The sequence below is a fragment of the Pseudoalteromonas sp. ECSMB14103 genome, assembly GCF_000813065.1.
Lineage (GTDB): Bacteria > Pseudomonadota > Gammaproteobacteria > Enterobacterales > Alteromonadaceae > Pseudoalteromonas > Pseudoalteromonas marina.
Window position 1 is genome coordinate 41,097 of record NZ_JWGY01000011.1, and the last position, 25,373, is coordinate 66,469.

Here is a 25,373-nt window from a genome sequence, read left to right on the forward strand (position 1 = left end):
GCCTTACTCATATAACAAATAAGGCGCTCGTTGCGCTTTAAATTGTGTAAGGCCACGTTGCCAGCTTTGCTTTATTTGCGCAGCCGACTGCCCTGCCTCTATAGCTAAACGCAGTTTATTAGTACCTGCCAATTTATCCATAAAACCAGCGCGTTCAAAAAAGGTAATATTGTTTTTAGTTAATTTACTATAAACCGTTATTAAGTAACTTAAATTAAGCCCATACGTATTTTCCGTGCGTAAATCGAGCCCTTTTACAGGGGTATTTTTAAATTTAGGGTTTGCTGAGGCGCCTTTAATAGAGCGTGGTGTAAAACTAAATTCTCCAAGCGCAACGGGTGAGTAACCAATTACCTGAAATGCAAAGTCAGTACCACGGCCAATACTTACAGGTGTAGCCTCAAAAAAGCAAAGCGACGGGTAAAGCGCGATTGATTGATCGTTTGGTAAATTAGGGCTGGGTTTTACAGGTAAGCTATAACGGGTTGTGCGTGTGTAACTATCAACGGGGATCACGGTGAGCTTTAGATCGGTGGCTTTATTGATCCAGCCCTCGCCTTTGATCATGTTAGCCAGCTCACCTACCGTCATACCATGCAATACTGGGATTGGGTGCATGCCTACAAACGATTTAAATTCGTGCTCAAGAATTGGCCCGTCAATATAGGCAATATTGGGGTTTGGCCTATCAAGCACTATAAATTCAACACCTTGTTCAGCCGCAGCCTCCATCATGTAATGCATAGAGCTTATGTAGGTATAAAAACGTACACCCACATCTTGAATATCAAAAACAATAACATCTACATTGCTAAGAGCTTCAGCGCTTGGCTTTTTATTTTTACCGTAAATAGAAATTAGTGGAATGCCGGTTTTGCTATCTATGGCGTTTTTAACATGAGCACCGGCGTCGTGATCGCCTCTAAAGCCGTGCTCAGGTGCAAAAATTTTAGTAATGTTTATGTTTTTAGTCAGTAGGCTGTCAACCAAGTGTGCTTGCCCTACTAAAGAGGTTTGATTTACCACCAACCCAACACGTTTATTTTGTAATTGCGGTAAGTACACTGCCGGTTGTTCAGCCCCTACGGTTACTGAATGCTTTGCTTCATTCGCGTGTGTGGTAATAGTAAAAAGCGCACTTAAACTCAATAAAAATATAAAAAATACGGTTTTAAACATACAGCAAGATCCTTTTAAACAAGGTGTTTAAAATACCACAGCTTAAGTTAAAGAGCAGCGAATGCTTTTGAGTCGATACATAAGTAATTAGAAGCTACGCTTCTCACGTGAGCAAGCTCTACGTCTACGACGATTTAAGCTTCAGCGTTTAATTACTCATAGTGGTTTTGAACTACTCATTTACTCCTCTTTTATTTCTCTTTATGCAGTTATTTTTAAGAGTGTTATTCACAAAGAGGTTTAGAGGCGCTGTGCTTATAAAGAAGTGACTAAATGGAAGATTTGGCAGTATGTATCATTAGGTTTAACTGATATCTGAAAGCTTTCTCAAATTTCAGGCACAAAAAAACCGACTTAATGTCGGCTTATTTATGAAAATGGTGGGCGCAGGAAGTGCCTTCTAAGAGTGAACCTCTGACCGTCGGGTTCGTGGCTTGCTATTTTCCCATATTCACTTTATTTCAGGCACAAAAAAACCGACTTAGCGTCGGCTTATGTATGAAAGTGGTGGGCGCAGGAGGATTCGAACCTCCGACCGCCTGGTTCGTAGCCAGGTACTCTATCCAGCTGAGCTATGCGCCCACTTTCATTCTTTTTTACTTGTTTATACTCTAAGCAGAGTGTGTAAAAGTGGTGGGCGCAGGAGGATTCGAACCTCCGACCGCCTGGTTCGTAGCCAGGTACTCTATCCAGCTGAGCTATGCGCCCACTTTTACTATTTGCTTTTTTATACTCTAAGCAGAGTGTGTAAAGAGTGGTGGGCGCAGGAGGATTCGAACCTCCGACCGCCTGGTTCGTAGCCAGGTACTCTATCCAGCTGAGCTATGCGCCCATCTTTACTTTTACAAGATTTCGCCATTTAAAAAATGGTGGAGAGGGAGGGATTCGAACCCTCGATAGAGCTACAAACTCTATACTCCCTTAGCAGGGGAGCTCCTTCGGCCACTCGGACACCTCTCCGTCTTGTGGGGCGTATAATAAAGATTTCAGAAAATATGTCAAACACTTTTCTATCAAAAGTGTCTATATGGTTACAGAACACACATATGTTATGTTTTTATATTAAAGAAGCCTAATTTTTAAGCTAATTAACTCTCTTCGTTAGGCGTATGTGTGTCGTCGGTTGGGTCGCATTTATCTTTTAAACTAGCTAGGTACTGCTCTTGATAACCTAGTTGTTGAAACTCTGCAATGCATGCTCGGTAAAAAGCTTCTCGCTCTCGCTCTGTTTGACTGAGTTCTTCCGACTCTTCGATAGTTTTATCTGTCATTTTATTGTTTTGTAAATCCGTTTTTATTATTTACAGCACCTAAAGAAATTAGGCCGTTTAAAATTTGGCCATAGTGTAGCTAATAAAGTTACAAAAATACAACATAATGTTTAAAAGTTACCCATTAATTTGTTATATACACATAAAATTTTTCATATAGATAATGACTAACTATCAACAGCTTAAAATGTGCATCTTCGCCTCATTAATTCGCCAGAATACGGGTTAAAATACTTACGGTAATAACAAATAAAATCTACATGGCATAAACTTCCCTATCGCGGGAAAATCAGATCTGTTAACACGAATGTTAGCTGCTTAATATAAATTAATTATCTCAAGTTAAGAGCGGGCCAGCATACTAATTTTTTAAAACAAAAACGCCGCAATTAAGCGGCGTTTCAAGGTGTTATTTTTCGTTAAGCTTAGTCAGCTTGCGGACGCATATGCGGGAATAAAATAACATCTTTAATTGTAGATGAGTCAGTAAATAACATTACTAATCGGTCAATACCAATACCCTCACCAGCAGTAGGCGGTAAACCGTACTCTAGTGCGCGTATGTAATCTTCATCGTAATGCATTGCCTCATCATCGCCTGCGTCTTTTTCTTCAACTTGGCGAGTAAAGCGTTCTGCTTGGTCTTGTGCATCGTTAAGCTCCGAGAAACCATTTGCAAGCTCACGTCCGCCAACAAAAAATTCAAAGCGATCGGTAACAAATGCATTGTCGTCGTTACGACGTGCAAGTGGCGACACTTCCCATGGGTAACCTGTAATAAATGTAGGTTGGATAAGCATGTGCTCAGCCGTTTCTTCAAATATTTCACATAAAAACTTGCCTGGGCCCCAAACACAGTTTTCAGGAATTTTAACGTGCACTTGTTTCGCGTACGCTTTTAATTCTTCAAAGTGATTTTCTGGGTCATTAAATACCGCAGCATCAAACTCAGGGTTATATTTTAAGATAGCATCAGCCATGCTTAGGCGCTCAAACGGCTTACCAAAGTCGTACTCTACTGAGTCGATTACTTCGCCGTTTTCATCTTTCGTTGTATTAACAACAATTGGGCTGCCTAAAACGTTTGTTGCAACTGTACGTAGCATGTCTTCGGTAATGTTCATCAGATCGATGTAATCGGCGTATGCTTGGTAGAACTCAATCATAGTGAATTCTGGGTTGTGACGCGTTGATAACCCTTCGTTACGGAAGTTACGGTTAATTTCAAATACGCGGTCAAAACCACCTACCACTAAACGCTTTAAGTAAAGCTCAGGCGCAATACGTAAGTACATATCGATATCAAGCGCGTTATGATGAGTCACAAATGGACGCGCAGACGCTCCGCCAGGAATAACCTGCAGCATTGGCGTTTCTACTTCCATAAAGTCACGATCTGCTAAGAAACGACGAATACCTTCAACTACTTGTGAACGAATACGGAACGTTTCGCGCGTTGCTTCGTTAGTAATTAAATCAACATAACGTTGGCGGTATTTTGTTTCTTGGTCTGAAAGGCCATGAAACTTTTCTGGTAATGGGCGTAGTGACTTAGTAAGTAATTCGTACTCGGCCATATCTACGTATAAATCGCCTTTGCCTGATTTATTAAGTGGACCTTTAACACCAATAATATCGCCAATATCAAGCTGACCATATTTTGCTTTTAAGTCTTTTTGTACGTCTTTTGATGCGTAAACTTGTACACGGCCTTTCATGTCTTGAATAGACATAAATGGACCACGCTTGGCAAGAATACGACCAGCAATTGATACTACGTGCTGTAGCTCAATTAATTCTTCTTTTGTTTTATCACCAAACTCAGCTTGCAAATCAGCCGTGTAATGTTCACGACGGAATTGGTTTGGATGACCGTTGGCTGGGCAATTTTCGCGAATAGCATCTAACTTGCCGCGACGCTCAGCGATTAACTTGTTTTCGTCTTGGATTTTATCAGTCATTTTTTAGCTCTTTATTAGCTTGGTGGTTATAGGCCAGATTTAAGGCTGGCTTCAATAAATTTGTCTAGGTTACCGTCAAGTACCGATTGGGTATTGCGGTTTTCAACGCCGGTGCGTAAATCTTTAATGCGCGAGTCATCAAGAACGTATGAACGAATTTGACTGCCCCAACCAATATCTGATTTTGCATCTTCTTGCGTTTGTTTTTCAGCATTTTGCTGCTGTAGCTCAAGCTCAAATAATTTAGCTTTTAATTGCTTCATTGCTTGGGCTTTATTTTTATGCTGCGAACGCTCGTTTTGACATTGCACTACCGTGTTTGTAGGCACGTGAGTAATACGTACTGCCGATTCGGTGGTGTTAACGTGCTGACCACCTGCGCCCGATGCACGGTACACGTCTATACGTAAGTCAGACGGATTAATATCAATTTCAATATTGTCGTCTATCTCTGGGTATACAAACGCAGAGGCAAACGATGTATGACGACGGCCACTTGAGTCAAATGGGCTTTTACGAACTAAACGGTGTACGCCTGTTTCTGTACGTAACCAACCGTAAGCGTATTCACCAACAAAGCGAACTGTTGCGCCTTTTATCCCGGCCACATCGCCATCGGTTGCTTCTACTAGCTCAACTTTAAAGCCTTTTGCTTCGCCCCAGCGTAGGTACATGCGAAGTAACATGTTACACCAGTCTTGAGCTTCAGTGCCGCCTGAACCTGATTGTAAATCAAGGTATGCATCATTTGCGTCGTGCGTGCCCGAAAACATTCGACGAAACTCTAAACCTTCTAATTGCTCGTTTAGGCCTTCAAGCTCTGCATTTGCTTCGTCAAAGGTGTCTTCGTCTTCCGCTTCTATTGCAAGCTCAAGCAAGCCTTCAACGTCATCAGCGCCAGCAACTAAGTTGTCAATTGTTTCAACAACCGCCTCTAATGCTGACTTTTCACGGCCAAGTGCCTGTGCGCGTTCAGGTTCATTCCATACAGCTGAATCTTCAAGTTCGGCGTTAACTTCTTCTAGGCGCTCTTGTTTAAGAGCGTAGTCAAAGGTACCCCCGAAGCAGTTCAGTACGATCGCGAATTTCCTTGATTTGATTAATCACAGGATTCACTTCAAACATGTACATTACTCCAAAATGGCTAGATTATTACGGCCCGACTTGAGGAATATCCGCAATAAATTATCGTCAAATGATAAAAACGCCCGATTTTAACAAAAAATCGCGCGCTTTATTAGCCTTTTATGCATGTATTGTGCATATTTTTTAGTGCACTTTTTCAAGCTCTCGTACAATTAGCTGCAAGCTAAATTTACCTCTAAACTCGTTTATATCAAGTTGATAAGCCACTTTAACAAAGCGTGCTTCGGTATCTGGCCACTCTTTTACGTCTATACCAAAAGCAATAGCGTCAACTAATCGCCCTGATTGATGTTTAAGCACCAGTTTTAAATGCTTTTCACCAACAATACGTTGCTGAATTAATTCAAAGGTATGTTCAAACACAGGTTCTGGAAATTGCTGCCCCCATGGGCCTGATTGCTTTAATAATTGGGCAAACTCCATGGTAAAGCAGTCGTTTGGCAGCTCGCCGTCGGTAAATACAATACAACGCTTACTTTCTTCGCTTAATTGCGCACTGACTGCGGCATCAAATGCTCTTTTAAAGTCGTTAAAATTTTGCTCGTCTATGCTTAAACCCGCAGCCATTGCGTGGCCACCAAACTTATTTATTAAATGGGGCGTGGCGGTATTTAACCCTTCGAGTAGGTCACGCATATGCAGCCCTTCAATAGAGCGGCACGAGCCTTTAATTTCGCCATTTTCACCACCCGCAAAAATAACGGTTGGGCGGTGGTACTTTTCTTTTAAACGGCCAGCCAAAATACCAATTACGCCTTGGTGCCAGTCATCTTGAAACAAACAAATAGCATCAGGAATGTTATCGTCGGTAAAGGCGAGCCTATCAAGCACGGCTTGTGCTTCAGCTTGCATACCTTGCTCTATTTCACGCCTTGCATGGTTTAAGCTGTCGAGTTCGCTTGCGATACGCCTTGCTTGGTTTATATCGTTACTCAGTAAACACGCTATGCCCAAACTCATGTCGTCTAGTCGCCCTGCTGCGTTTAAACGTGGCGCAAGTGAAAAACCAAAATCGCTGGCGCTTAAACGCGCTGCATTTCTGTTGGCCACTTCAATAAGTGCTGTAATACCTGGGCGTGTTTTACCACTGCGAATACGCGCTAAGCCTTGGTGTACTAATGTTCGGTTATTTGCATCAAGTGCAACTACATCAGCGACTGTGCCCAGTGCAACTATGTCTAATAAGTTTGCTAAGTTAGGCGGTGTTTGTTGCGTAAAGTAACCTTGTTCGCGCATTAGGCTTCTTAGTGCAATTAATAAGTAAAACGCAACGCCTACACCAGCAATAGACTTTGACGGAAAGTTACATTCGTGTCTGTTTGGATTTACAATGGCATCGGCATTGGGAAGCTGCTCACCTTGTAAATGGTGATCTGTAACCAACACTTTTATACCTACCGATTTTAAAATATCAATACCGGCAATACAGGATATACCGTTATCTACGGTGATCACTAAATCGGGCTTTATTTGTACTATTTGTTCGGCCAGTGCGGGGCTTAAGCCATAACCTAAGCTAAAGCGGTCTGGAATGAGGTAATCTAAATTTTGAAAACCAAACATTTGCAACCCCTGCATTAAGGTTGCAGTACTGGTTGCGCCATCGGCATCAAAGTCGCCCACAATTGAAATGTGGCTTTGCGCCTTAAGCGCATCGACTAGTAATGCACTTGCTTTGTCGATGTCTTTAAACAATTTATAATCGTGAAGCGTAGCAACACCGTTATCGAGCTCTTGGGCATCAACCACACGACGAGTCGCGTAAATTTGTTTTATTACCGGATGCAAATGACTCGGTAAGTGCGAGTCGTTAACGTTTTCGCGCGCAATGATCAGTTTTTTCATGCAGTTTTTTTAACTTATTAAATCGTATTAAAAAGACAAAAAAAGGCCATTAAGGCCTTTTTGTAAACGTAAACACGTTATTAAGATGCTTTATTAGCATCTAACGCTGCTTTTAATGCAGCAGCAGGTTGGTAACCTGGGATCATTGTGCCATCGTCTAAAATAATGGCTGGCGTGCCACTAATACCAAAGCTTTGGCCTAGCTGGTAGTGTTCAGCAATGGGTGCACTACAACCTACAACTGCCGTGGTACTCTCACCAGCTTTAGCTTCTGTTAACGCCTCTTGTTGATCTTTTGCACACCATACATTCATTAAATCTGCATAGCCTGAACCTTGTAGGCCACCACGCGGAAACGCTAAGTACTTAACGGTAATACCCGCATCAAGTAAATCGTTTAGCTCACGGTGTAATTTACGACAATAACCACAGCTAATATCGGTAAATACAGTGATGCTGTGTTTTTCGTTTGGTGCTTTGTACACAATCATCGACTCTTCGTATTCTGTAATACCTTCAGCACGCACGCTATTTAAAGCTTGTTCTGTTAGGTTATTACGGTTGTCTAAATCGATTAACGTGCCTTGCATTAAAAACTGGCCGTCTGGGCTTGCGTATAACACGCCTTTATTTGTAATTAGCTCTTTTAAACCAGCTACTGGGCTTGGATTTATTTGCTTAACCGTAACGCCAAGTGCCGCAAACTTAGTAACAATAGGATCATTAGCATTTGGCGTTACTGCAACGTCATTTGCCAATGCACTCATACTTGTGCACAACATGGCACCTGCTAACATTAATTTTTTCATAACTTCTCTCTATCCTAAAAATACTTAATATATTGACCGGCTTAATACTATTTAATTTCAAATTAAGCGCGCGGGTGATGCTGCGCGTGTACCGATTTTAACCGTTCATTAGCAACATGAGTATAAATTTGCGTTGTTGATAGGTCGCTGTGTCCCAGCATCATTTGCACAACACGTAAATCGGCCCCATGATTTAATAAATGCGTAGCAAATGCATGGCGCAATGTGTGGGGTGATAATGGCGATTCAACCGATGCCAAAATAGCATAGTGTTTGATTCTATGCCAAAAGGTTTGTCGAGTCATGCCTACACCACGTTTTGACGGGAATACAAAGTCGGTGGCGTGTTTGATCATTTGTGCGCGGCCCACTTTTAAAAAAAGCTCAAGCCAATGCATGGCTTCTTCGCCCAGCGGCACTAAACGTTCTTTGTTGCCTTTACCTTTTACAAACACAACCGCTTGGCGTAAGTTAATTTGCTCCATACGTAGCCCAACCAACTCACTGACACGCAGGCCTGTGGCATAAAGCAATTCAAGCATGGCTTTATCTCGTAACCCCATGGGTTCTTCAGTATTGGGGGCGTTAAGAAGCGCTTCTACTTCAGTTTCAGAAAGTGTTTTAGGTAACGATTGCCCCGCTTTGGGTTGGGCAATATTTAGCATTGGTGTGTCGGTAATCATTTTTTCACGCACAAAGTACTGATAAAACCGTTTTAGCGCACTGATACTTCTCGCTGTACTGCGCGGCTTTAGGCCTAAATCAACCCGATGCGCTAAGTAGCTTTCAATGTCGTGCCCTGTTACCGTCATTAAGTTTTCGCCTTTTAAAAACTGGCAAAACTTATCTAAATCGCTACGGTAAGCACTTAATGTGTTTTCGCTTACACCTTGCTCTAAATAAAGGCTATCTAAAAAGGTTTCTAGGTAGTCGCTATTGGTGCTCATACTGCTTTTATTTTCTGAAAAATCGTCAGATAGCGTTGTCACATTATGCTCTCATGCTTTGCTAAGGTATCAATTAAAAATACCTTACGGTAAACTTGAGCCTATCATATCAGGCAATTACACAGTGATAAATACGATGCAAATTGGTTTATTTTTTGGCTCTACTACGTGCTACACCGAAATGGCAGCAGAAAAAATACGTGACCTTATTGGTGACGATATAGTTAGCCTTCACAATATTAAAGACGAACCACTAAAAAATGCAGAGCAGTACGACTTTATCATCTTTGGTATTTCAACATGGGACTTTGGCGAAATACAAGAAGACTGGGAGTCTAAATGGGACGACATAAAAGACGTAAACCTAAATGGTAAAACCATTGCTTTGTTTGGTATGGGCGACCAACAAGGTTACGGACAGTGGTTTCAAGACGCTCTAGGTATGCTGCACGACGAAATAAACACACAAACATTTACACAGCTTGGCTTTTGGCCGAACGACAGCAGCTATGAGTTTGAAGCCTCAAAGGCACTCACCCCAGATGGCAAACAGTTTGTAGGGCTCGCCCTTGACGAAGACAGCCAGTACGAGCTGAGCGATGAGCGCATAGCCAGCTGGGTTGAGCAAGTAATGACCGAGTACAGTGAAACGCTTTAACTGCTTAAGCGTAATACTTGCCATGCTATATAACAGCGATTTAACACATTACCAATATTGTTTATGGTAAAAAGCCAAACACGCTTAGGTGTTTGGCTTTAGTAATAATGCACATCGCTAAATTTAACGAATAGGTTTAAAAGTTACGAATATCTACATTTGAGCTATTAAATTTAAACATATTTATTTTTCCACATTGTGCCACATGGTTAGTGCTGGCAAAGGGTGTATTGGCTTGGTTTATATCGCTTTCCCAGCCTTGGCCATTTTTAACAAATGCTTTTACCTCAAACCACCCATTTACTGCTTTGCTGCAATCCATGTCTACATCTAGCATCCAATAGTGTTCGCCCCAAATATTCAGCGGCGTAACGCCAAAGCCGTCATTAGTCACTGTTTTTTGGGCACCATATGTACTTGGCCACACGTTTGTAGTCCAATCGGCTGCGGTACCTTCTGCCTGGGCGCTTTGCCCGCTTTCAATACCGTACCAATCTAGATAGTTATCGTTTACTTTCCATGGGCTTGTAGTGGCATTTTTTAAATTGTTATGACGAATAGGCATCGCACATTCCACATTAGTTGTTTGACAGTTTCTACCTAAATTTGTATTTGCATAGGTATGATCTATTCCGCCGCGTACAAACATGTCTTGCCCACTTTGAGTTTGTGCGTTAATAAAAATGACGGTACGCTGCCAATCACCACTCGGATTTGAAGTCGAACCTTGTGATAACTTAGCGTTTTTATGAATTGCCATCGCATCCCAAGGTGCCACATTTAGATCAATAGTGCCGTTACTATTAACTGTAATAACCTCACCGCTACAACTTTTAGCATCGCCCGATAGTTCACCTTTTAATACATTACAATATTGGCCTGGCGCCATGTCTGTTTGCACAGTGGCATTGAGCGCTGCGTCTTCTTTGTTAATGGCCATATGACCTGAGCTACCGCGGCCAAATGAAATCTGATTATTAGTGTTATCCCACCAATTTGTCACAGCCCAGTTGTCGGCGGTGTTATTTCTAAAATCGACGCCACCCGCTATGTATGACCAACGATGCTCACATTTCCAATTGCTTGCAAAACATTCTAAATTACCGCTGTTATGAACGGGAACACTCGGCCCGCCCGCATCGGTATCACCATGGAAATCGTAACTCGACATTACTTTTGGATAGCCATACGGATACGCCAACATAAATACGTTAGCTAGGTCGTATAAGCGGCCATCTTTAAAGGTAATTACGTTACCCGCACCACCATGCCCCCGCTGATTATCATGATTATCTACAAATACGACCGCTGACGAGCTTGGCATAAAGCCCCACCCTTCACCAAAATTACTTAACCATGCAAGCGAGCCGTTTCTAAATGTATTACCGAGTTGTGTACTGTATTTAAACTCGGTAACTAGCCCTGTACTTAAATACTCAGAGGCATCAACGGCTTCTGTTCCCTGATCAATCACTTCATGAAACACTAACGGCGAGCCATTTATTTTAGCCATAAGGCTTTGAATATCGCTAGCTGCTACGTGTTTAGCCGCATCAAATCTAAAACCTTTTACTCCAATAGACTGAAGGTCGTTAATATAAGCAGCGAGAGTATTTTGCACGTAATTTGAAGACGTATTCAAATCAGCAAGTCCTACTAACTCGCAGTTTTGAACGCGGTAACGATTATTACCGTAATCTTCTGGATTTATACTACAGCTTTCATGAAAGTCTTGTGGGCTATAAATTGGGTATTGTTTATTACCAAACGTGCTACCCGCAACGCCATTACCACTGCCAGCCGCCATGTGATTAATTAGGGTATCTACATAAATATCGACCCCTGCACTTTTACAACGGTTAACCATATCTACAAACTGCGTTCGGTTACCGCCTCGGCTTTGCAGTTGGTAGCTCACAGGTTGATAGCGAGTCCACCATTGGTTGCCTGTAATATGCTCGTTAGGCGGAGACACTTGTACAGCAGCATACCCTTTTGGCCCTAAAAACTGCTCGCATTCTTGTGCAACATCGGGCCAACTCCATTCAAATAAATGAACAAACGTAGTGGGTGCAGCAGCTGCAAGATTAGGCAAAAGCAAACCTAGGCTTAAACCGGCGGTGGTGACCATTTTATTCAGCTTCATAGTGTGTGTTTCCAAATGTTGGCGGGCTAAACAACATGCCCAACGTTATTTACAAGTGGTTAACACTAGTCTTGAGATTGATTAAATAACAACTGAATACGTATGCATTATGGGTAAACTATCCTTTATTATTAGATAATACCCCTCACAATTACGCCATCTTTAAATAAAATGCCTTACACAAAGTAATGTAATCAGTAGTGTAATTATTGTTTAGCTCTCTAATGCATAGCGTTGAATTGTCGGTTTGTGATTCTAGATAACTAAATGTCATTAAACTGCGGCTTATGGGTTTGCTAGGTGTCGCTTTTACTTGGCAGTGTGCATTTAAATAAAGCCCTTTTTGAGTAGCAAGCTCAATAAATACTAAAGCCTCTGTGCTTGGCAGTATTAGACTGAACCGTGACTGTGAATGGCTAAGCCGCTTAAACGCGTTAATTAGCTCCTCAAAGCTCAAACCATCGGTGTGACGCGCAGTGTTTCGGGCGGCATTATTGCCTTTTAAACTGTGATTAAAGTAAGGCGGATTAGAAATGATGACATCAAAGGGAGCGTCACTATTAAAGCTTTGAATAGTTTGATGCTTAATAGCTATATTGGGCCACGGACTATTTGCTACGTTTTGTAATGCTTGATTGTATGCGTTTTCATCTATTTCAACCGCAGTAATACTTAATGCTGGCCTGCGCTGTTTACACATTAACGCCAATAACCCCGTGCCTGTACCAATGTCTAGTAACGAGTTTGCACCAGCTAAGTTTGCCCACGCACCAAGCAAAATGCCGTCGGTTGAAACCTTCATTGCGCAGAGGTCGTGTTCAACCTTAAATTGTTTAAATGCAAAACCAGACATTTTTTCACCTTTTCATTCACCAAGCGCAGCATAGCGCGTATAATCAAGGTAATTGTCCACTATTTTAGACACTCTATGCAATTTTCTGAATTTGATCTTGATACCAAATTACTCGATGCCATTGATAAAATGGGCTACGAGAAGCCAACCAGTATTCAACAACAAGCTATTCCTGAAGCTCTTCAGGGGCGTGATATTTTAGCGTCTGCGCCAACTGGCACAGGTAAAACAGCGGCATTTTTAATTCCTGCGATTCAATACTTATTGGATTTTCCGCGCCGTGAACCTGGTTTTGCCCGCGTATTAATAATGACGCCAACACGTGAGCTGGCTTATCAAATTCATGAGCAATGTGAGTTACTAGCCAAACGTACACACCTAAAAATAGGTGTCGTGACCGGCGGTATTAACTACGGAACGCATAAAGAAATTTTTGAAAAAAATAACGACATATTAATTGCTACACCAGGGCGATTAATGGAATACCTTGAAACTGAAAACTTTCATGCTGAACATGTCGAAATGCTTATAGTTGATGAAGCCGACCGCATGCTAGACATGGGTTTCAAAAAAGAAATGAGCCGTATTTGTGACGAAGCTAAAAACCGCCGTCAGTGTTTTTTATTCTCAGCAACCCTTGAGGGTGACAGCGTAGAGCGATTTGCAGAAACCACATTAAACGATCCGGCTTTGTTAGAAGCTGAGTCGTCTCGTAAAGAAAAAGCTAAAATTCACCAGTGGGTTCATCTTGCTGATGATTACCACCATAAACTCGAGCTTTTAGTCAACACCCTAAATGGCCCAGACGTAACTAAAGCCATTGTATTTGTTAAAACCCGTGAACGTTTAGAAACTCTCATTGGTGAATTAACTAATAACGGTGTAAAAGCCGCTTGGCTGCGAGGTGAAATGCCACAAGACAAGCGCATGAAAGCAATGGAAAACTTTCATAGTGGCCGCACTAAAATATTAATTGCAACAGATGTAGCTGCTCGCGGTATTGACGTATCTGACATTAGCCACGTTATTAACTTTGATATGCCACGTACCGCCGACGTATATGTTCACCGTATTGGCCGTACTGGTCGCGCAGGTAAAAAAGGCATCGCTATTTCATTAGTTGAAGCGCATGATATTGGTATTTTGTACAAAGTAGAACGCTACATTGAACAAAAGCTTAAACGCCGTGTAATTAAAGGAATAGAGCCTCAGCATAAAGAGGCTAAGCCACCGGTTAAAAAGCGCAAAGATCCGGTAAAAATGAAAGCAAAGAAAAAAGCGAAAGTTAAAAAGAAAAAGTAACTTAGCATATTTACCAAAGCCGGCGTATGCCGGCTTTTTAATACGTGTAACATATGTAACCGGTGCATGTAACACCTACCCATTTAAATGTAATTATTGCCCACCTGAATTCCCACTTAATAAAATAACCTTATATTTCAACAAATTAAAACTGGCACTGAACTTGTAATATTAAACACAGAATAGCCAGAATATTTAATGGTTTGGCTAAATTTTTAATTGATATAAAAGGATTGAGTTATGAACCGCTTAAAGTTAACTATCGCGTTAGTTTCGTTTTGTTGTTTATTTTTGTTAGCCTGCGCTACCAAAGTGAGTGCAGCAACACACCTAGCCGTAGTCAGCAGCGTAGCAACTCAACCTAACCTTCAGCAAACCATTACAAGCACGCTTCGTACTAACCCCAACTTTGCATTAAGCAATATTCGCGTACAAGTTAAAGATGGCGAGGTAGTATTACATGGTCAAGCGCAAACCGGTTTTGAACGTGCGCTTGCTCAAAAGTTTTTAGAAAATATGGATGGTGTTAAAATCATCCGTAACAAAATTAGTGTTATTTGAATCGCATTTTTATTAACTCAATTGATCCTAGGCGCAGCATGTTACTCCAACACATGCTGCGCCTTTTTTGTGCCAGTATTTACTTGCAACTCACATTAACTACAATAAAAAACTCGCTTTAATTACCTCTTACTTACCGCCTAATACCAATTGTAAATTGCATACATCACAACCTAATATTTGCCAAAATAACCCGCTCTTTAAATAATAAATTTATATTAAGCCTAGGCCTGTTTAACTGCCATTATTAAAGCGTGTTTTATCAAGGAGCAACATAATTACGGTGCGCGATTTGTGACCCAGTAAGCTAAGTACCTACTCCTGCATTATTTTAATGACTACGCCTATGTAGGTATAACCTAAAGTCGTATACAGCTTATTCGCCCTACTTGCTCCTTATTACCTATTATTTAGGCAACAAGGAGAAGTAACCTATGAGAGGACCACAAAAGTTATTGCATGTTTTATATTTATGTTGCGTTATCGTCGGTTTCGGGAAGTAACCACAAAATAGGCTTAGCCTTATCGATATATCACATAGCCCGCTTTCAATTTCACCCCTAAAGGTAAATAGGCCTTAATCAATAATCAATTAACGTTGCTCTCACCTTCTCAAACACTTAAATAGCCATAAAAAAATGCAGCTTTATAAAGCTGCATTTAGTCGTTGTGACTCATAAGTCATTTTTATTTAAGGCCACAACGCGTATTTAAATGTAAAATTGCGTTGCGAGTGAGTAAATAATTCCCACTGGTATTAATGGCTCATTTATTCGTTTTGGCCTGAATCAGCTCCACCAGCGTTGCCTTTATTTGATGATTGCTGGTTAATTTTATCGCTGATCATGGCATCGAGTTTTTCACCGCCTTTAATACCAAAATCGAGCGTGCGAATAGGGAATGGAATACTAATATCAGCTTCATCCAACGCTTGTTTAACGGCAACTACACCTTTATGGCGCACTGTCATAAAGTCTGGTTCACCTGGGTATTTAATCCAAAACCATACCAATAAATTAATGCTACTGTCGCCAAAGCCTTCAGCATAAACATCGGTTTCGTTTTTACGAATGACAAAGTCCAAATCGTTAATCTTATCTACAATAACTTCTTTAGCTTTTTCAATGTCGTCACCATACGAAATGCCTACCGGTACCTCTATGCGCCTAACTCCAAGTGTGGTGTAATTTTTTAACACATTTCTGAATAATACCTTGTTTGGTACTAAAATTAACTGCCCGTAAAAGCTCTCTATTAGCGTGTTACGCAGGTTTATTGAGTGTACTGAACCAAACACGTCGTCGGTTTCTATTACGTCTCCTGTTTTAAAGGGTTTGCGTATACCCATTGCTATGCCCGCAATCAAGTTTTCGGTCATATCTTGAAACGCAAAACCTATGGCTAAACCAACAATACCCGCACCGGCTAATAAAGAGGTAACCGTACCTTTTAAACCCACAAAATCCAGCGCTATAAATACCCCAACACACAGTACAATAACCTTAAATATTGAGGCCATTAAATCGGCTATTTGTTGAGAGTCGAGTGAACGGCGCAATATGTTTTTCATTAGGTTGCCAGCAAAGCGCGCTAGCATTGAAAATATAATGGCAATAATAACCGCCACTATAAAGTTAGGAATGTGACTTATAACAACATCAAACCAACCGCCGAGTTTTTCTTCTATTAGCTTTTCAGCTTCACTAATTGAGGGAATACTAATCATTTAATTTGCACCTAATGTATGAAATGAATAGAACCACTTTGCAAATTTAGTACCAGCAAAAAAAGTTAACGACCTGCAAAAGGTCAAGTCGGTGCACATAGCGAAGGTTTAAAATAAAAAGTGACTATAGATGAAAGTTTTGTAATAAAAGACAATGCTCGCTCGGTTCAATAAGCGGTGCAAAAGAAATTGCCAAAAAAGTGAATACCCTGGCGCTGCAGGTGACGATTTAATGCATAACTAACGCATATAAGGGCTCAGATATAAGCCAGTGATGTTACTCTATATGCTATTTTTTGTGCGCACTAGAGTGATTATTCTTTTTTCCTACTACTGCATAGTAGGGCAAAATGACTCCAACACCTATGCAAATGAGAACTCGAAAATAAAATAAAAATGGGTCATTTTCTTTTGTATAAATACGATTTTTCCCCACCATTTCTCCCTCTATTGCACTATACCCTCCCCAGCAGATAAAAATAATGCCAAGGATGAACACAAAGACTCGACGACCCATCATTACATTTTCACAGGAGCTTGGAGGTATATCTGAGGTAGGGATGTTTGAGTTCGCTGCAACGGTTCGTTTTGTTATTTCACAATAAATTTGCTCTAGTCGCTCAGGGTATCTAGCTTTGTCTATCGTCTCTAGCGCTTCGCGCAGCTCTTTAAGAGAGTAACGGGAGTAATCGGGTGACAATGACGTGTTCCTCTAAATTTACTTTTTTTGCTAAATAAGGTAAAACCCCGGCTTACTTTGCTTTTGAAAAGCGAAATAAGCTTGGGGTTGTAAATATTAATTTCGCTCGTCGCGTAAAAATACCGGCTCTAATTCTTTCGCTGTCGCCTCTGCACTATAGTAATACCCGTCTACGGTAAATTCTTTTAACTGACTTAACTGCGTTACTTGGTTTTCTATAATGTAACGCGCCATCATGCCGCGCGCTTTTTTAGCATAAAAGCTAATTACCTTGTATTGACCATTTTTGCAGTCTTTAAAGTGCGGCGTAATAATTTGCGCGTTGAGCGCTTTTTTATCTACCGCTTTGAAGTATTCGTTTGAAGCTAGGTTAACGAGATATTGTGCATCTTGTGCTTTTGTTACTTCATTTAGCTTATCAGCAATAATACTGCCCCAAAAATCATACAGGTTTTTACCACGAGGGTTTTCAAGCTTAGTCCCCATTTCTAGTCGGTACGCCTGCATTAAATCAAGCGGTTTTAATAGGCCATATAATCCAGATAATATACGCAAATGACTTTGCGCGTAATCAAGGTCGCTTGCAGTTAAAGTGCTCGCCTCTAACCCACCGTATACATCACCATTAAAAGCAAGCGCGGCTTGTTTGGCATTATTAATGGTAAAGGGTTGCGACCATTCGCTAAAGCGAGCAGCGTTAAGGCCAGAAAGCTTATCGCTAATTTTCATTAAACTGCCAATTTGCGCAGGTGTTAGTTCACGGCATACTTTCATGAGTTCCTCGCTGTGCTCGAGTAATTCAGGCTGAGTGAACTTATCGGTTGCCGGTGGCGTTTCGTAATCAAGATTTTTTGCAGGTGAAATAACAGTGATCATAGTTAGCTATTGACTTGTAAATTATTTAATGTCAATTTCAACATTAAATGAAACGAAAAGCACGTTTTGTTTATATAAATCCTCCCTAAAAAATTCATACATTGCCGTTTTTTAATTGATAAGGACATAAGACCTATCAAGCATTGTCACACTGTTGCAGTATGGATGTTATATATTAAGGGTCGATTTTTCTTTTAACTTGCTTGGAATGAGGAAAGCAAATGACTTCAGCTCTACAAAGGCTAAAACAACATTCATCTATCGTAGCCGACACTGGCGATATTGAAGCGATCAAAAAGCATCAACCAGAAGATGCAACCACAAACCCGTCGCTTTTATTAAAAGCGAGCGAGATTGAAGCTTATAAGCCTTACCTAGATAAAGCTTGGAGCTATGCAAAAGAAACCGAGCAAGATCCAGCTAAACAACTAGAACTTGCATGTGACTACTTTGCTGTTTTACTTGGTAAAGAAATTAGTGAGATTGTACCGGGTTATATTTCTACCGAAGTAGATGCACGTTTATCGTTTGATACTCAAGCAACTATTGATAAAGCACACACTTTACTTAGCCTTTACGAAAAAGAAGGCGTAAGCAAAGACAAAATTTTAATTAAAGTTGCGTCTACGTGGGAAGGTATTAAAGCCGCTGAGCAGTTAGAAAAAGAAGGGACTAAATGTAACCTTACTTTATTATTTAGCGACGCCCAAGCCCGTGCATGTGCTGATGCAAATGTATTTCTAATCTCGCCATTTGTGGGCCGTATTTTAGATTGGCACGTTGCTAACGGCATGGAAAAACCAACGGATCCACTACAAGATCCAGGTGTTCAATCAGTACGCAGCATTTTTGAATTTTACAAACGTCATGACTACAAAACAGTAGTGATGGGCGCAAGTTTCCGTAATACGGGCGAAATTATTGCACTAACAGGTTGTGACAAGCTAACTATTAGCCCTAACCTTTTAGAAGACTTAGGTAACCTTGAAGGCGCACAAGAATATTTACTAGAAAGTGATATTCCTAAAGAGCCAAAACCTGAGCCGCTTACAGAAGCTCAGTTCCGTTGGTTACATAACCAAGATGCAATGGCAACTGAAAAGCTAGCTGAAGGTATTCGCTCTTTTGCTGATGCACAAGAACAGCTAGAAGCACGTTTTAAAGCAATGTAATTGGTTTGAACGTACTTTAAAAAACGTCGCAATTGCGGCGTTTTTTTATGCCTGTAAAGTACGGACTAATAACCCGACCTCCCTCATACATTTTAGCTGTAAAAAAAATAACCCTCATCGACTTAAATTTCTTTGTAAACTTAATGCAAAGTGTTTTTTATTTAAAAGCAATACTTTACTTGTATAAACCTTCATTTAAACATCACAACTTCGTAACATCTCTGTCACTTTTTTATTCTATTTTAGCTGGGCCTGTGGTATAGGTAATCTTGAGGTCAATAAAATCAATAGGAGAAGTTCATGGATAGCCTAAACGATATATTAGAGATACTAGAAGGTCCTGATGAAAAAAGAAAAACCTCTCAGAAGAACAAAAAAAGAAAATGGCGCGAAATAGAAGCAATAAAAGATAAACAACGTCTACGTAAAGAATTAGAGGAGTTTGATTACTTTGCAGACACAATTGCAATTGATGAGCTAGATTTTTAATTTCTATACCCACCAATTACACAAAAGCCCTCATTTATGAGGGCTTTTTTAATGCTTAAACTTATTAAGCTAAACCTGCCAATTTATAGGTTTTTTACCTTGCGCTAACAGCAGTTCGTTAGTTTTCGAAAAGTGCTTACAACCAAAAAAGCCTCGGTGAGCCGACAGCGGCGAAGGATGCGGCCCAATCAAAATAGAGTGGCGAGTGCTATCTATGTCTTTTCCTTTTTTTTGCGCATGCGCTCCCCACAAAATAAACACAACCCCATCACAGTTCGCGTTAATATGGGCAATAACATTATCAGTAAATTGCTCCCAACCTAAATGTTTATGGGAATGGGCCTGCCCTTGCTCTACCGTTAAAACAGTATTTAGTAAAAACACGCCTTGTTCTGCCCAGCTTTGTAAGTAACCATGCTCAGGAATAACAAAGCCATCAATATCTGTAGCTAGCTCTTTGTACATATTTTTAAGCGAGGGTGGGAGTTTTTTTACCTCGGGCATAACAGAAAAACACAGCCCATGAGCTTGCCCTTCGCCGTGGTAAGGGTCTTGCCCTAAAATTACCACCCTAATATTGTTTAGCGGCGTGGCATTAAATGCATTAAATACGTGCGACTCGGGAGGGTAAACAGCAATACCTTCCGCTCGGCGGTTTTCAACTGCATTTAAAGTTTGCTGCATATAAGGGTGCTGTAGCTCGTTTTGTAAAAATGTATCCCAGTCGCTCATTACATACTCTTTATTATTTTTCGTGACGCGTCTATTTTATCACACATATCAGCAAGCCCATCTAACATACGCGGTGTAAAGCGGTGAAGTAAATCGGCATTAACGCGAATAAACTGGTTATTTGTAACTGCAGGCACTTCTGGCCATGCCTGCCAATTAACTTTAGGCTGCGGGGTGTTAGATTTTTCGTCAGGAATAATAATAATTTGAGGCTTAGTAACAATGACATTTTCAATGCTGATTTGTGGATACGGGGTCGTGCTATTAGCAAACACATTATTTACGTGACAGGTATTTACTAGTTGGCCAATCCATGTACTTTCACTGATGGTCATCATAGGCTCAGCCCACAACTGATAAAAGCCAGATATAGGCTGCTTCCCTTGCTGGTTTTTAATAATAGCGGTTAACTTTTGCTTAAAAGCTTTAGCAACCTGTTGGCTTTGCTTTTCGTACCCTGTCAGTTTGCCAAGTGTTAGTAGCTCAGTTTGCACGCCTTCTATGGTTGTAGGGTTACTTAAATGAACTTGAATACCCAAGCGCTCTATTTGTGCGATATCTTCCTGCTGATTTCCGCTTTTCCAAGCAATCACTAAATCAGGTTTTAAGGCTAATAATTTCTCAAGAGAAATACCATAGTACCCGCCAATGCGAGCTATATTTTTTGCTTCATATGGGTAATCGGCATAGTCAACGGTACCCACAATATTGTCACCTGCACCAATGGCAAATAGGTTTTCAACTATGTGTGGGGCAAGCGCAACTATACGTAGTTTTTTAATCTCAGGCGCTGAGTTCGCCACAGCATTACCGTGTAAACTAAGCAGCATTAAACCTATAAAAAGCAATTTAAACACTAGTAGTCAAACCCTTCTAACGCTTTTACACCTGAGTCGAATGCGTGTTTTACATTACGTATTTCGCTCACTGTATCGGCAAGGTCAGTCAATGCTCTGTGCGCTGCGCGTCCTGTGATAATAACCGACTGCATAGCTGGGCGATTATTAAGTGCGCTTAGTACTTCGTCTAAGTCGATATAACCATAAGTCACCATGTAGGTAAGCTCATCAAGTAACACTAAGTTAATACTGCTGTCGGCAAGCATGCGCTTTGCCTCTTGCCATGTTGCTTGCGCTGCTAAGGTATCGGCTTCTTTATTTTGTGTATCCCATGTAAAGCCAGTATTCATTACAGCAAATTCAACGCCTGCGCCTTGTAATAAATTACGCTCACCACACTCCCATGTCCCTTTTATGAATTGACACACAGCGGCTTTTTGACCGTGGCCAACACAGCGTGCTACCACGCCAAAACCAGAAGTCGATTTACCTTTACCATTGCCAGTAATAACCTGAAAAATACCTTTAACCTCTTGCGCGGCTTCAACACGGGCATCTACGTGTTCTTTTACTTTTTGCTGGCGCTGTTTGTGTTTGTCGTTTGTTTGTTCAGTCATTATTATGCCCTTTATAAATCGAGGTAATTTGCGCTATATCTAAATGTGTTTCGCACATGGTTGCTAAACGCGCTAACTGCTGTTCGCGGTGTGTATCAATACTTATTGGATCAATATTTAAATCTGGCTTTACCCATTTTAAAATTTCCATCGTGGCGTTGGGCTCATCAAATAAACCGTGTAAATAAGTGCCCGCAATTGCATTATCGTCACTTATAAAACCATCTGTTTTAAACCCATTTGGATGCTGACTAAAGGTAATTAAAGGGGTCTTTAATCCATTGCCTTTACTTACTCCAGCATGGATTTCATAACCACTACATAAAGTTTGTCGATTATTTAGCTTTAAAGTGGCCGTCACTTTACTTAATACTTTTTGCGATATGAGTGTGGTTTCAAACTCACATAAGGCTAACCCATCCACACTTTTTAATGACGACTCAACACCCTCGGGGTCGTAAATTATATTACCCAGCATTTGCATTCCCCCACAAATCCCAAGTACTTTTCCACCATAGCGTAAGTGGCGTTTTATCTGATTATCCCACCCTTCGTTTATCAAAAAGGTTAAATCGCCAAGTACGTTTTTACTACCTGGCAATATAATAAGCTCAACATCAGGAATGACCTGCGTATGGCGTATATAGTTAACATTAATATTTGGGTGTAAACGCAGTGCGTCAAAATCGGTATGGTTACTAATATGCGGCACTAATAATATTGCAATATTGATAGTTGCATGGGTAACGTTATTGTTTATTGCAACAGCGTCTTCCGCGTCGAGAGTTAAATCGTGAAGGTATGGCAGTACTCCTAAAACAGGCTTACCCGTGTATTGCTCTAACCAGTCAAGCCCTCCTTGAAGCAAACTTATATCACCTCTAAAACGGTTAATTACAAAACCCTTTACACGTGCTTGCTCAGATCCGCTAAGTAATGCCAATGTCCCCACTAAATGAGCAAATACACCGCCTTTATCTATATCAGCAATAATAATCACTGGGCAGTCTACTTTTTCAGCGTAGCCCATGTTAGCTATGTCGTTTTTACGCAGGTTTATTTCAGCGGGGCTTCCCGCACCTTCCACCAATAAAAGATCAAACCGTTTTGCTAAACGCTCGTGTGATGTAATGACAGCGTCCATGGCGACTTTTTTATAATCGTGGTACTTGCCGGCTTCCATGTTGCTAATCGCTTTACCATGAATAATAACTTGGGCGCCTGTATCGCTATTGGGCTTAAGTAATATCGGGTTAAAGTCGGTTTCGGGCTCTACCTTAGCAGCAATAGCTTGCAAAGCTTGCGCACGGCCAATTTCGCCACCGTCGTTTGTCACTGCGCTATTAAGTGCCATATTTTGTGGCTTAAACGGTGCGACTTTTATGCCTTGATTTGCAAATACTCGGCAAAGTGCAGCCACTAAGGTGCTTTTTCCCGCATCCGAGGTAGTACCCTGTATCATGAGTGTTTTCATGGCTACACCTTAGACTTTCTAAAAAAGAGTAAACTTAAGAAAAACGCACTCCCCATAGCGGCCGTGATCACCCCTACTGGCAACTCTTGATTTTGAAGTAAAGAACGAGACAGTACATCGACCCACACCATAAATGTACCTCCCACTATGCTTGTTATTAATAGCCCTGCTACGGTGCCTTGTGAAATAAAAAAGCGCACAATATGTGGCACCATTAATCCAACAAAACCAATACCGCCACACATTGCCACCAGCACAGCGGTTATTAATGAGCTTAAAATTAGCATCAGCAACCTAAATCGATGCACTTTAACACCAAGGGTTATGGCACTTTCGTCACCTAATAACATGGCATTAAGCTGGCGCCTAAAGCTAATCATTACGCAGGTGCACAGTGTAATCACTAAAAAGGGTATCCAAAGCGTTGCCCACTGCGCACGTGCAAAACTTCCTAAGGTCCAAAATAAAATAGCTGCAACGGCTTGCGGCTCGCTCCAATAAAGCAACAAACTCGTAAATGCACTAAATAAAAACGAGAGTGCAACACCAGCAAGTAACATAGACTCAACTTGCCCGCCCTGCTGCCTTGTGGCAATTAATATAAGTAAGCTCATTGCTAATAAGCTACCAAGCAAGGCTGCGGCCGAAAGCATAAAACCCGCGCTAATTCCCACAAATGCCATAAGTACAACTACACCAAACGAAGCACCTGACGATATACCGAATAAGTAAGGATCTGATAATGGGTTACGTGTCACGGTTTGTAAAATTAGCCCAGCAATAGCTAACCCCGCACCGGCTAAAAACGCCAATAATGTACGGGGCATTCTTAATTCAAAAATAATACGGCTGGTCAATGAAGCATCATTTAAATAAATAAAACTGTTAAATACATCCTGTATTGAGGTATCTGCAGCACCAAAGCTCAATGCTAAAAATAAACTCACTAAGGCAATAGTAATACAGATAATCAGTGCAACTGAATGGCGTACATGCATGGCAAACATATTATTTATAACCATAAAAGTAGGTAATATGAGGCGTAACTTTACCCAATTGAGATTCTTGAGGATGGTTACTAACCTGAGCGCATACACCAAATACATCATCAAGCATGTGCTCAGTCAGTACCTCTGCGGGAGAGCCGGTATGCGTTATTTCTCCATTTTTAATGACGACAAGCTCATCACACATAGCGCTAGCCAAATTAAGATCATGAAACGAAGCAAATACTGTAACACCAAGAGACTTTGCCAGCTCCATAACCTGTATTTGATATTTAACATCAAGGTGGCTAGTGGGCTCATCCATAATTAACAGCTGAGGTTGCTGAACAATAGCACGTGCAATGAGTGCGCGCTGCTTTTCGCCCCCAGAGAGCGATTCAAAATTTTGATTTGTGTGCAGCTCAAGCCCTACCGTTTTTATAGCTAGAGTGATTTGTTGTTTTTCGCTTTGCGATGTTGAACTAAATAACGATTTATGAGGCGTTAGGCCAAGAGCCACAACATCAAATAACGACAAATTAAAATGCGATGGCGCCTCTTGTAAAACAACAGCAACGCACTTTGCATATTCATCACTTTTAAGCTGCCAAATATCATGGTTATTAAACTCTATAACCCCTTCATTAGGCTTATTAAAACGATATAAACAACGCAGTAAACTCGACTTACCTGCACCATTAGGGCCAATTAAGCCCACAAATTTACCTTCAGGTATTTGCACATTAATGTGTTTGAGAATAGGTTTATTTGCTATTCCCCACGAGAGATTTTGAACGTTTAATAATGGTGCTTTAGTTTGCAATACTCTGTCCTAGACACGAGTACCCACTTGTAATGCAACCACCAAAAAGGAGTACATTAAAATTAGCATGAGTAGGCCCGCTCATTAAAAATTGATTTGTATCTGACTTAAAGCATAGCGCTAATTACAGTTGCGGGAACAGTTGAGGAATTGCACCTCATTCCAAATGAAGCTCTATTATGGGCGGGTAAGTAAATAATTTAAAGCAAAAAAAACCGCGCTAATTACAGCGCGGTTAAAAAGGGAGTGTTTTAACTCGTC

General features: G+C 40.9%; 23 protein-coding genes, 4 tRNA genes and 1 riboswitch. Of the genes, 5 read left to right on the top strand and 22 right to left on the bottom strand.

The features are described 5' to 3' along the window. Nucleotides 1–3: 3 nt before the first annotated feature. The 11 genes from RF53_RS15760 to xerD form a co-directional block, all read right to left on the bottom strand. Entirely contained in the window at nucleotides 4–1,179 is a 1,176-nt protein-coding gene (locus RF53_RS15760; RefSeq protein ID WP_039038244.1) for an exo-beta-N-acetylmuramidase NamZ family protein, read from the bottom strand. Nucleotides 1,180–1,684: 505 nt separating this feature from the next. Beyond that, nucleotides 1,685–1,761, bottom strand: a tRNA-Arg gene (locus RF53_RS15765). A 49-nt stretch (nucleotides 1,762–1,810) separates the two neighbouring features. Next, nucleotides 1,811–1,887, bottom strand: a tRNA-Arg gene (locus RF53_RS15770). A 47-nt stretch (nucleotides 1,888–1,934) separates the two neighbouring features. After that, nucleotides 1,935–2,011, bottom strand: a tRNA-Arg gene (locus RF53_RS15775). A 35-nt stretch (nucleotides 2,012–2,046) separates the two neighbouring features. After that, nucleotides 2,047–2,139 (bottom strand) — tRNA-Ser (locus RF53_RS15780). 128 nt (nucleotides 2,140–2,267) lie between these two features. Beyond that, a complete protein-coding gene (locus RF53_RS15785; protein WP_006793136.1) occupies nucleotides 2,268–2,450 on the bottom strand; it encodes a hypothetical protein in 183 nt (60 codons plus the stop codon). A gap of 425 nt (nucleotides 2,451–2,875) precedes the next feature. Continuing rightward, complete coding sequence (gene lysS / locus RF53_RS15790) at nucleotides 2,876–4,411, bottom strand: lysine--tRNA ligase (protein WP_006793137.1); 1,536 nt, start codon at nucleotides 4,409–4,411, stop codon at nucleotides 2,876–2,878. 26 nt (nucleotides 4,412–4,437) lie between these two features. Continuing rightward, a protein-coding gene (gene prfB / locus RF53_RS15795) for a peptide chain release factor 2 (RefSeq protein WP_096801177.1) occupies nucleotides 4,438–5,536 on the bottom strand; the annotation gives its coding sequence in 2 pieces (ribosomal slippage) (nucleotides 4,438–5,460 and nucleotides 5,462–5,536; 1,098 coding nt in all). A 144-nt stretch (nucleotides 5,537–5,680) separates the two neighbouring features. Continuing rightward, complete coding sequence (recJ, locus tag RF53_RS15800) at nucleotides 5,681–7,402, bottom strand: single-stranded-DNA-specific exonuclease RecJ (RefSeq protein ID WP_039038245.1); 1,722 nt, start codon at nucleotides 7,400–7,402, stop codon at nucleotides 5,681–5,683. 80 nt (nucleotides 7,403–7,482) lie between these two features. Next, nucleotides 7,483–8,211, bottom strand: coding sequence for a bifunctional protein-disulfide isomerase/oxidoreductase DsbC (gene dsbC / locus RF53_RS15805; protein ID WP_039038246.1), 729 nt, complete (start codon nucleotides 8,209–8,211; stop codon nucleotides 7,483–7,485). A gap of 62 nt (nucleotides 8,212–8,273) precedes the next feature. Further along, complete coding sequence (gene xerD, locus RF53_RS15810) at nucleotides 8,274–9,200, bottom strand: site-specific tyrosine recombinase XerD (protein ID WP_006793141.1); 927 nt, start codon at nucleotides 9,198–9,200, stop codon at nucleotides 8,274–8,276. Between the two features lie 94 nt (nucleotides 9,201–9,294). On the opposite strand from xerD, the gene fldB reads away from it, so the two are divergent. After that, complete coding sequence (fldB, locus tag RF53_RS15815) at nucleotides 9,295–9,816, top strand: flavodoxin FldB (protein ID WP_039038247.1); 522 nt, start codon at nucleotides 9,295–9,297, stop codon at nucleotides 9,814–9,816. A 136-nt stretch (nucleotides 9,817–9,952) separates the two neighbouring features. Here the strand turns inward: fldB and RF53_RS15820 are convergent, their stop codons facing one another. Together RF53_RS15820 and RF53_RS15825 are read right to left on the bottom strand one after the other, a co-directional pair. Next, nucleotides 9,953–11,962, bottom strand: coding sequence for an alpha-amylase (locus RF53_RS15820; RefSeq protein ID WP_039038248.1), 2,010 nt, complete (start codon nucleotides 11,960–11,962; stop codon nucleotides 9,953–9,955). Between the two features lie 151 nt (nucleotides 11,963–12,113). Then, nucleotides 12,114–12,815: a tRNA1(Val) (adenine(37)-N6)-methyltransferase gene (locus RF53_RS15825; protein ID WP_039038249.1), complete on the bottom strand. Its 702-nt coding sequence runs from the start codon at nucleotides 12,813–12,815 to the stop codon at nucleotides 12,114–12,116. 75 nt (nucleotides 12,816–12,890) lie between these two features. Here RF53_RS15825 and srmB point away from each other — a divergent pair, with 75 nt between their 5' ends. Continuing rightward, the gene (gene srmB, locus RF53_RS15830) at nucleotides 12,891–14,117 is read left to right on the top strand and encodes an ATP-dependent RNA helicase SrmB (protein WP_039038250.1); all 1,227 of its coding nucleotides are present in this window, start codon (nucleotides 12,891–12,893) and stop codon (nucleotides 14,115–14,117) included. A gap of 240 nt (nucleotides 14,118–14,357) precedes the next feature. Further along, a complete protein-coding gene (locus RF53_RS15835; RefSeq protein WP_006793146.1) occupies nucleotides 14,358–14,678 on the top strand; it encodes a BON domain-containing protein in 321 nt (106 codons plus the stop codon). Between the two features lie 769 nt (nucleotides 14,679–15,447). Here RF53_RS15835 and RF53_RS15840 read toward each other — a convergent pair. The 3 genes from RF53_RS15840 to yaaA all read right to left on the bottom strand — a co-directional run bounded on the left by RF53_RS15840 (nucleotide 15,448) and on the right by yaaA (nucleotide 17,980). After that, on the bottom strand, nucleotides 15,448–16,404 hold the full coding sequence (locus RF53_RS15840) for a mechanosensitive ion channel family protein (RefSeq protein WP_039038251.1): 957 nt from the start codon (nucleotides 16,402–16,404) through the stop codon (nucleotides 15,448–15,450). 289 nt (nucleotides 16,405–16,693) lie between these two features. After that, the gene (locus RF53_RS15845) at nucleotides 16,694–17,104 is read right to left on the bottom strand and encodes a hypothetical protein (protein ID WP_039038252.1); all 411 of its coding nucleotides are present in this window, start codon (nucleotides 17,102–17,104) and stop codon (nucleotides 16,694–16,696) included. Between the two features lie 96 nt (nucleotides 17,105–17,200). Further along, nucleotides 17,201–17,980: a peroxide stress protein YaaA gene (yaaA, locus tag RF53_RS15850; protein WP_039038253.1), complete on the bottom strand. Its 780-nt coding sequence runs from the start codon at nucleotides 17,978–17,980 to the stop codon at nucleotides 17,201–17,203. A gap of 221 nt (nucleotides 17,981–18,201) precedes the next feature. Between yaaA and tal the strand changes: the two genes are divergently transcribed. Together tal and RF53_RS15860 are read left to right on the top strand one after the other, a co-directional pair. Continuing rightward, a complete protein-coding gene (gene tal, locus RF53_RS15855; protein ID WP_006793149.1) occupies nucleotides 18,202–19,152 on the top strand; it encodes a transaldolase in 951 nt (316 codons plus the stop codon). A gap of 300 nt (nucleotides 19,153–19,452) precedes the next feature. Continuing rightward, on the top strand, nucleotides 19,453–19,641 hold the full coding sequence (locus RF53_RS15860) for a DUF3545 family protein (RefSeq protein ID WP_006793150.1): 189 nt from the start codon (nucleotides 19,453–19,455) through the stop codon (nucleotides 19,639–19,641). Between the two features lie 69 nt (nucleotides 19,642–19,710). Here RF53_RS15860 and ung read toward each other — a convergent pair whose 3' ends face one another. The 6 genes from ung to RF53_RS15890 are packed head-to-tail and all read right to left on the bottom strand — an operon-like array spanning nucleotide 19,711 to nucleotide 25,112. Then, nucleotides 19,711–20,373 carry a uracil-DNA glycosylase gene (ung, locus tag RF53_RS15865; protein WP_039038254.1) on the bottom strand — a complete coding sequence of 221 codons (663 nt, stop codon included), beginning with the start codon at nucleotides 20,371–20,373 and terminating at the stop codon, nucleotides 19,711–19,713. Continuing rightward, entirely contained in the window at nucleotides 20,373–21,230 is an 858-nt protein-coding gene (locus tag RF53_RS15870) for a cobalamin-binding protein (RefSeq protein WP_039038255.1), read from the bottom strand. The genes ung and RF53_RS15870 overlap by 1 nt, the downstream gene beginning before the upstream one ends. Beyond that, on the bottom strand, nucleotides 21,230–21,829 hold the full coding sequence (cobO, locus tag RF53_RS15875; RefSeq protein ID WP_039038256.1) for a cob(I)yrinic acid a,c-diamide adenosyltransferase: 600 nt from the start codon (nucleotides 21,827–21,829) through the stop codon (nucleotides 21,230–21,232). Before cobO ends, RF53_RS15870 begins: the two co-directional genes overlap by 1 nt. After that, entirely contained in the window at nucleotides 21,822–23,303 is a 1,482-nt protein-coding gene (locus tag RF53_RS15880; protein WP_039038257.1) for a cobyric acid synthase, read from the bottom strand. Before RF53_RS15880 ends, cobO begins: the two co-directional genes overlap by 8 nt. A 2-nt stretch (nucleotides 23,304–23,305) precedes the next feature. Then, the gene (locus RF53_RS15885) at nucleotides 23,306–24,310 is read right to left on the bottom strand and encodes a FecCD family ABC transporter permease (RefSeq protein ID WP_039038282.1); all 1,005 of its coding nucleotides are present in this window, start codon (nucleotides 24,308–24,310) and stop codon (nucleotides 23,306–23,308) included. Between the two features lies 1 nt (nucleotide 24,311). Beyond that, nucleotides 24,312–25,112 carry an ABC transporter ATP-binding protein gene (locus RF53_RS15890; RefSeq protein WP_008128979.1) on the bottom strand — a complete coding sequence of 267 codons (801 nt, stop codon included), beginning with the start codon at nucleotides 25,110–25,112 and terminating at the stop codon, nucleotides 24,312–24,314. 76 nt (nucleotides 25,113–25,188) lie between these two features. After that, nucleotides 25,189–25,327: riboswitch (cobalamin riboswitch) on the bottom strand. Nucleotides 25,328–25,373: the final 46 nt, after the last annotated feature.